Raw genomic sequence first — 7280 nt, forward strand, 5'->3', positions numbered from 1 at the left:
GGCGGGGACAGGAACGATGCCGAAGGCGATCCAGCTCTACGTACGGTATGTCGAGGCGTTCAACCGCCGGGTCGGCCGGATCGCCATGTACGGGATCTTCGCCCTGGTCGGCATCCTGCTGTGGTCGTCGATCTCCAAGACTTTCTTCCTGCCGTCGCTTTGGACGCTGGAGATGGCCCAGTTCATGATGGTGGCGTACTACATCCTCGGCGGCCCGTACTCGATCCAGCTCGACGCCAACGTGCGCATGGATCTGATCTACGGCAGCTGGTCGCCGCGCACCAAGGCCTGGGTCGACGCCTTCAGCGTGCTGTTCCTGATCTACTTCCTGGGCGTGCTGATGTACGGCGGCGTCAACTCGACCGTCTACTCGCTGGAATACGGCGAGCGCAGCCCGACTGCGTGGCGGCCCTATCTCTGGCCGATCAAGATCGTCATGTGCTTCGGGATCGGCCTGATGATCCTTCAGGCCGTCGCCGAGTTCTTCAAGGACATCGGCCGGATCCGCGGGGAGCAGCTCTGATGTCCTACGAGCTGATCGCCGCCCTGATGTTCTCGACCATGATGCTGATGCTCATGACCGGGCAGCGGGTGTTCGGGGCCATCGGCTTCGTCGGCGCCGCCGCTGCCATGCTGCTGTGGGGCACCGGCGGGTCGGACATCCCGTTCTCGGCGGCCATGAAGCTGATGAAGTGGTACCCGCTGCTGACCCTGCCGATGTTCATCTTCATGGGCTACGTGCTGTCGGAGTCGCGGATCGCCGACGACCTGTACCGCATGTTCCACGTCTGGATGGGCCCGGTGCGGGGCGGCCTGGCGATCGGGACCATCGGCCTGATGGTGCTGATCTCGGCGATGAACGGCCTGTCGGTCGCCGGCATGGCGATCGGCGCCACCATCGCGCTGCCGGAGCTGCTGCGGCGTGGCTACGACAAGATCATGGTCACCGGCGTGATCCAGGCGGGATCCAGCCTCGGCATCCTGGTCCCGCCCTCGGTGGTCCTGGTGCTGTACGCCATGATCGCGCGCCAGCCGGTCGGCCAGCTCTGGCTCGCCGGCGTGGTGCCGGGACTGCTGATGGCCGGGCTGTTCATCGTCTACATCGCGGTGCGCTGCCGCCTGCAGCCCGAGCTCGGTCCGCCGCTGCCGGCCGACGAGCGCGCCATGCCGCTGTCCGAGAAGCTGGCGCTGCTGCGGGCCGGGCTGCTGCCGCTGGCGATCTTCGCGGCCATGATGGTGCCGTTCGTGAACGGCTGGACCTCGCTGGTCGAGAGCTCCGCCATAGGGGCGATGACGGCCTTCCTGGCGGCGGTCGTGAAGCGCCGGATGACCCGCGAGGTGTTCGAGACCTCGGTGCGCCAGACCCTGGCGATCTCCTGCATGTTCATGTGGATCATCCTGGCGGCACTGGGCTTCGGCGCGGTGTTCGATGGGCTGGGCGCGGTCCGCGCCATCGAGAACCTGTTCACCGAGCAGCTCGGGCTGTCGCCCTGGATGATCCTGATCCTGATGCAGCTCAGCTTCATCGTGATGGGCACGTTCCTGGACGACACCGCCATGCTGGTGATCGTCGCCCCGCTCTACGTGCCGCTGGTCGCGGCCCTCGGCTACGACCTGATCTGGTACGGGGTGCTGTACACGATCACCACCCAGATCGCCTACATGACGCCGCCCTTCGGCTACAACCTGTTCCTGATGCGGGCGATGGCGCCGCCGGAGATCGGCATCCGCGACATCTACCGCTCGATCGTCCCGTTCGTGGCGGTGATGGTGCTGGCCCTGGCGCTGGTCATGGTGTTTCCGCAGATCGCCCTGTGGCTGCCGGAAGCCGTCTACGCGAAATAACCGGAGAGAGCCCGGCAACGGGCCGGAAACCAAGAAACAAGGGGACTTCACAATGACGACACGACGCAAGCTTCTGACCACCGGCGCGCTCGCCGGCGCCGCCGCCCTGGCCGCCCCGGCGGTCCACGCCCAGACCAAGATCCGCTGGCGCATGCAGACCTATGCCGGCCCGGCGCTGGCCGAGCACGTGATCAAGCCGGCGATCGAGAGCTTCAACAAGATCGCCGGCGACCGCATGCAGATCGAGCTGTTCTTCGCCGATCAGCTGGTCCCGACCGGCGAGTTGTTCCGCGCCATGCAGCGCGGCACCATCGACGCGGTGCAGTCCGACGACGACTCCATGGCATCGCCGACCGAGGTCACGGTGTTCGGCGGCTACTTCCCGTTCGCCAGCCGCTACAGCCTCGACGTGCCGGTGCTGTTCAACCAGTACGGCCTGAACGAGATCTGGGACGCGGAGTACTCCAAGGTCGGCGTCAAGCACCTGTCGGCCGGCGCCTGGGACCCCTGCCACTTCGCCACCAAGGAGCCGATCCACAGCCTGGCCGACCTGAAGGGCAAGCGGGTGTTCACCTTCCCGACCGCCGGCCGCTTCATGGCGCAGTTCGGCGTGGTGCCGGTCACCCTGCCGTGGGAGGACATCGAGGTCGCGGTGCAGACCGGCGAGCTCGACGGCATCGCCTGGTCGGGCATCACCGAGGACTACACGGTCGGCTGGGCCGACGTGACCGACTACTTCCTGACCAACAACATCTCCGGCGCCTGGGCGGGGTCGTTCTTCGCCAACATGGACCGCTACAACGAGCTCCCGGACGACCTGAAGGAGCTGCTGAAGCTGACCATGGACAGCAGCCACTACTATCGCCAGTGGTGGTACTGGGGCGGCGAGGCGTCGCTGCGGGTCAACGGCACCAAGATGAAGCTGACCACGATCCCCGACGCCGAGTGGGACACGGTCGAGAAGGCGGCCGTCAAGTTCTGGGACGAGATCGCCGCCGAGTCCCCGACCAAGAAGAAGGTCGTGGACATCTTCAAGAAGTACAACGCCGACATGCAGAAGGCCGGCCGGCCGTATCGCTACGGCTGACGGCAGGGCGGCGGGCGTTCGGCGCCCGTCGCTCCGTGGGCCCCGGAGCCGCCCCGGATCAAGTCCGGGGCCCTCCGGGGTGACGACGAGGGGATGAGGCCGGATGGCATTGCCTGGCCGGTCCCCGTCCTTCGTCATTCCGGAGGGGGCGCGCGAGCGCCCGGCTCCGGAAACCACGCGACGCCTCTGCACTGACGAACCCGGGACTGGCGCTTCCCGGCGGACGTGATACAGCGGCGCCGTAACCCACAGGATCGCGACGGACCCCATGGCTGGCAGGATGACACTGGACGAACTCAGGCAGGCCGTGGCGGACGGCGCGATCGACACGGTGGTGGTCGCGCAGGTCGACATGCAGGGCCGGCTGATGGGCAAGCGCATGCAGGCCGAGTACTTCGTCGACAGCGCCTGGGCCGAGGTGCATTCCTGCAACTACCTGCTGGCGACCGACCTGGAGATGACCACGGTCGAGGGCTACAAGTCGACCAGCTGGGAGGCCGGCTACGGCGACTACACCATGCGCCCCGACCTCTCGACCCTGCGCCGGATCCCGTGGCTGGAGGGCACCGCCCTGGTGCTGTGCGACGTGCTCGACCACCACGGCCACGCCGAGGTGCCGCACGCCCCGCGCGCGATCCTCAGGAAGCAGATCGCCCGGCTCGAGGCCATGGGCATGAAGGCCATGATGGCCTCGGAGCTGGAGTTCTTCCTGTTCCGTGACAGCTACGCCGAGGCGCACGCCGCCGGCTACCGGAACCTCGCGACCTTCAGCCACTACAACGCCGACTACCACATCCTCCAGACCACCAAGGAGGAGGACGTGATGCGGGCGATCCGCAAGGGCCTGCAGGGCGCCGACATCCCGGTCGAGAACTCCAAGGGCGAGGCCGACGCCGGGCAGTGCGAGATCAACGTGCGCTACGCCGACGCCCTGACCATGGCCGACCGCCACGCCATCACCAAGAACGCCTGCAAGGAGATCGCCTGGGCCAAGGGCCGATCGATCAGCTTCATGGCGAAGTGGAACTACGCCGCCGCCGGCAACTCCTCGCACGTCCACCAGTCGCTGTGGAGCCTGGACGGAAAGCCGCTGTTCCACGACCCGGCCGCCGAGCACGGCATGTCCGAGACCATGCGGCACTACATGGCCGGGCTGCTGCACAACGCCCGCGACATCACCCTGTTCCTGGCGCCCTACATCAACTCCTACAAGCGCTTCGTGAAGGGCACCTTCGCGCCGACCAAGGCGGTGTGGTCGCTGGACAACCGCACCGCCGGGTTCCGGGTGTGCGGGGCCGGCGGCAAGGGCGTGCGGGTCGAGTGCCGGATCGGCGGCGCCGACCTGAACCCCTACCTGGCGATGGCGGCGATGCTGGCGGCCGGCCTCGACGGTATCGAGAACAGGCGGGCGCTGGAGCCGGCCTTCGTCGGCGACGCCTATGGCGGCACCGGCGTGCCCGAGGTGCCGACCACCCTGCGCGAGGCGATCGCCGCGCTGGACGGCTCGGAGACCATGCGGGCCGCGTTCGGCGGCGACGTGGTCGACCACTACCTGCACGCGGCCAGCTGGGAGCAGTCGGAATACGACCGCCGGGTCACCGACTGGGAAGTCGCGCGCGGGTTCGAACGGGCCTGAGCCCGAGGGAGGACGATGGCATGAGCACGATGATCCGCTGCATTTCGCCGATCGACGGCTCGGTGTTCGCCGAGCGCCCGGCGATGCCGGCCGAGGCCGCCCGCGCCGCCGTCGACGGCGCCCGCCGCCTGCAGAAGGAGTGGGCGGCCCGGCCACTGGCCGAGCGCGTCGCCCTGGTGCGCGCCGGGGTCGAGCGGCTCGGCGCCATGAACGACGAGGTGGTGCCCGAGCTGGCCCGCATGATGGGTCGCCCGGTGCGCTACGGCGGCGAGTTCCGCGGCGTGAACGAGCGCGCCTCCTACATGGCCGATATCGCCGGGACGGCGCTGGCACCGATCGTGGTCGAGGACTCCGATCGCTTCGAGCGCCGCATCCTGCGCGAGCCCCACGGCGTGGTGTTCGTGGTGGCGCCCTGGAACTACCCCTACATGACCGCCATCAACACCGTGGCGCCGGCGCTGATCGCCGGCAACGCGGTGGCGCTGAAGCACGCATCGCAGACCCTGCTGGTCGGCGAGCGCATGGTCCGCGCCTTCGAGGAGGCTGGGCTGCCGAAAGGGCTGTTCGTCAACCTGTTCCTCGACCACGCCACCACCGAGGCGCTGATCGCCGGCCGGGCCTTCGACTTCGTGAACTTCACCGGCTCGGTCGGCGGCGGCCGGGCGATCGAGCGGGCGGCCGCCGGCACCTTCACCGGGCTGGGGCTCGAGCTCGGCGGCAAGGACCCGGGCTACGTCATGGACGACGCCGACGTGGCGGCGGCGGCCGACACCCTGATCGACGGCGCCATGTTCAACTCCGGCCAGTGCTGCTGCGGGATCGAGCGGATCTACGTGGTCGACCGCCTGTACGACGACTTCGTCGCCAAGTCGGTGGCGATCGTCGAGGGCTACCGGCTCGGCAATCCGCTGGACCCGGAGACCACCCTCGGCCCGATGGCCAACAAGCGCTTCGCCGACGAGGCCCGCGCCCAGGTGTCCGAGGCGGTCGCCGCCGGGGCGAGGCCGCTGATCGGCCGGCAGCTGTTCCCGCAGGACGACGGCGGCACCTACCTGATGCCGCAGATCCTGGTCGACGTGACCCACGACATGCGGGTGATGCGCGACGAGACCTTCGCCCCGGTGGTCGGCATCATGAGGGTGTCCGGCGACGACGAGGCCGTCCGGCTGATGAACGACAGCCAGTTCGGCCTGACTGCCTCGCTGTGGACCCGTGACCCGGGCCGCGCGGCGGCGCTCGGTGCCCGCATCGAGACCGGCACCGTGTTCATGAACCGCGCCGACTACCTGGACCCCGGCCTGTGCTGGACCGGCTGCAAGGACACCGGCCGCGGCGGCGCGCTGTCGCCGATCGGCTTCCAGAACCTCACCCGTCCCAAGTCCTACCATCTGAAGAAGGCCTGACGCGCATGTCGTCCCCGACCGCCAACTGGAGCTATCCGACCGCCATCCGCTTCGGGGCCGGCCGGATCAAGGAACTGCCGCAGGCCTGCGCCGCCGCCGGGATCCGGCGGCCGCTGCTGGTGACCGACCGCGGCCTCGCCGGGTTGCCGATCACCGCCGCCACCCTTGACATCCTGGACGCCGCCGGCCTCGGCCGGGCGATGTTCTCGCAAGTCGACCCGAACCCGACCGACGTCAACCTCGCGGCCGGCGTCGCCGCCTTCAAGGCCGGCGGCCATGACGGGGTGATCGCGTTCGGCGGCGGCTCCGGCCTCGACCTCGGCAAGCTGGTGGCGTTCCAGGCGGGCCAGACCCGGCCGGTCTGGGACTTCGAGGACATCGGCGACTGGTGGACCCGGGCCGACGCTTCGAAGATCGCACCGAACGTGGCGGTGCCGACCACCGCCGGCACCGGCTCCGAGGTCGGCCGCGCCGGCGTGCTGACCAACTCAGAGAGCCATGTGAAGAAGGTGATCTTCCACCCGAAGATCCTGCCCTCGGTGGTGATCTGCGATCCCGAGCTGACGGTCGGCATGCCGAAGGCGATCACCGCCGGCACCGGTCTGGACGCCTTCGCGCACTGCCTGGAGGCCTATTGCAGCCCGTTCTATCACCCGATGAGCCAGGGCATCGCGCTCGAGGGCCTGCGGCTGGTCGCCGCCTACCTGCCGCGCGCCTATGCCGACGGCGGCGACCTGGAGGCCCGCGCCCACATGATGAGCGCCGCCGCGATGGGGGCGGTCGCCTTCCAGAAGGGCCTGGGCGCGATCCACGCCCTCTCGCACCCGGTCGGTGCGGTCTACAACACCCATCACGGCACCACCAACGCCGTGGTGATGCCGGCGGTGCTGCGCTTCAACCGCCCGGCGGTCGAGGCCCGGCTGGCGGCGGCGGCGTCCTATCTCGGGGTCGGCAGCAGCTTCGGCGCGTTCTACGACCTGGCGCTCGGGCTGCGGTCCGAGATGAACATCCCGGAGAAGCTGCGCGAGCTCGGGGTCGGCGACAACCGGATCGACGAGCTGGCCGCCATGGCGATCGTCGACCCGACGGCCGGCGGCAACCCGGTCGAGCTGACCCTGGACGCCGCGAAGGAGCTGTTCCGCGAGGTGATCTGAGCAGCCCGTCGCTGCGTCTACGGTGTTCACACATTTCTCGGCGGCTGGTGGGTTCCGGAGCCGGACGCTCACGCGTCCCCTCCGGAATGACGGAAGTTTGGCGGAATTCGGCCGATTTCACCGCGAGATCCCACCCCCCTGTCGTCATCCCGGAG

The 7280-nt window shown here is 68.9% G+C and carries 6 protein-coding genes; all 6 read left to right on the plus strand.

The annotated features are described in order from the left end of the window. The first annotated feature begins 16 nt into the window (after nucleotides 1-16). The 6 genes from RIC31_RS11340 (at nucleotide 17) to RIC31_RS11365 (ending at nucleotide 7125) form a co-directional block, all read left to right on the plus strand. On the plus strand, nucleotides 17-523 hold the full coding sequence (locus RIC31_RS11340; RefSeq protein WP_350106825.1) for a TRAP transporter small permease subunit: 507 nt from the start codon (nucleotides 17-19) through the stop codon (nucleotides 521-523). Beyond that, a complete protein-coding gene (locus tag RIC31_RS11345; protein WP_350106828.1) occupies nucleotides 523-1845 on the plus strand; it encodes a TRAP transporter large permease in 1323 nt (440 codons plus the stop codon). Before RIC31_RS11340 ends, RIC31_RS11345 begins: the two co-directional genes overlap by 1 nt. Nucleotides 1846-1897: 52 nt before the next feature. After that, nucleotides 1898-2932, plus strand: a complete 1035-nt coding sequence (locus RIC31_RS11350; protein WP_350106830.1) for a TRAP transporter substrate-binding protein — start codon at nucleotides 1898-1900, stop codon at nucleotides 2930-2932. Between the two features lie 268 nt (nucleotides 2933-3200). Further along, nucleotides 3201-4568, plus strand: coding sequence for a glutamine synthetase family protein (locus tag RIC31_RS11355; RefSeq protein ID WP_350106833.1), 1368 nt, complete (start codon nucleotides 3201-3203; stop codon nucleotides 4566-4568). 20 nt (nucleotides 4569-4588) lie between these two features. Then, nucleotides 4589-5971, plus strand: coding sequence for an aldehyde dehydrogenase family protein (locus RIC31_RS11360; protein ID WP_350106836.1), 1383 nt, complete (start codon nucleotides 4589-4591; stop codon nucleotides 5969-5971). 5 nt (nucleotides 5972-5976) lie between these two features. Next, nucleotides 5977-7125, plus strand: coding sequence for an iron-containing alcohol dehydrogenase (locus tag RIC31_RS11365; RefSeq protein WP_350106839.1), 1149 nt, complete (start codon nucleotides 5977-5979; stop codon nucleotides 7123-7125). Nucleotides 7126-7280 lie beyond the last annotated feature (155 nt).

The sequence above is a fragment of the Thalassobaculum sp. genome, from assembly GCF_040219615.1.
Classification (GTDB): domain Bacteria; phylum Pseudomonadota; class Alphaproteobacteria; order Thalassobaculales; family Thalassobaculaceae; genus Thalassobaculum_A.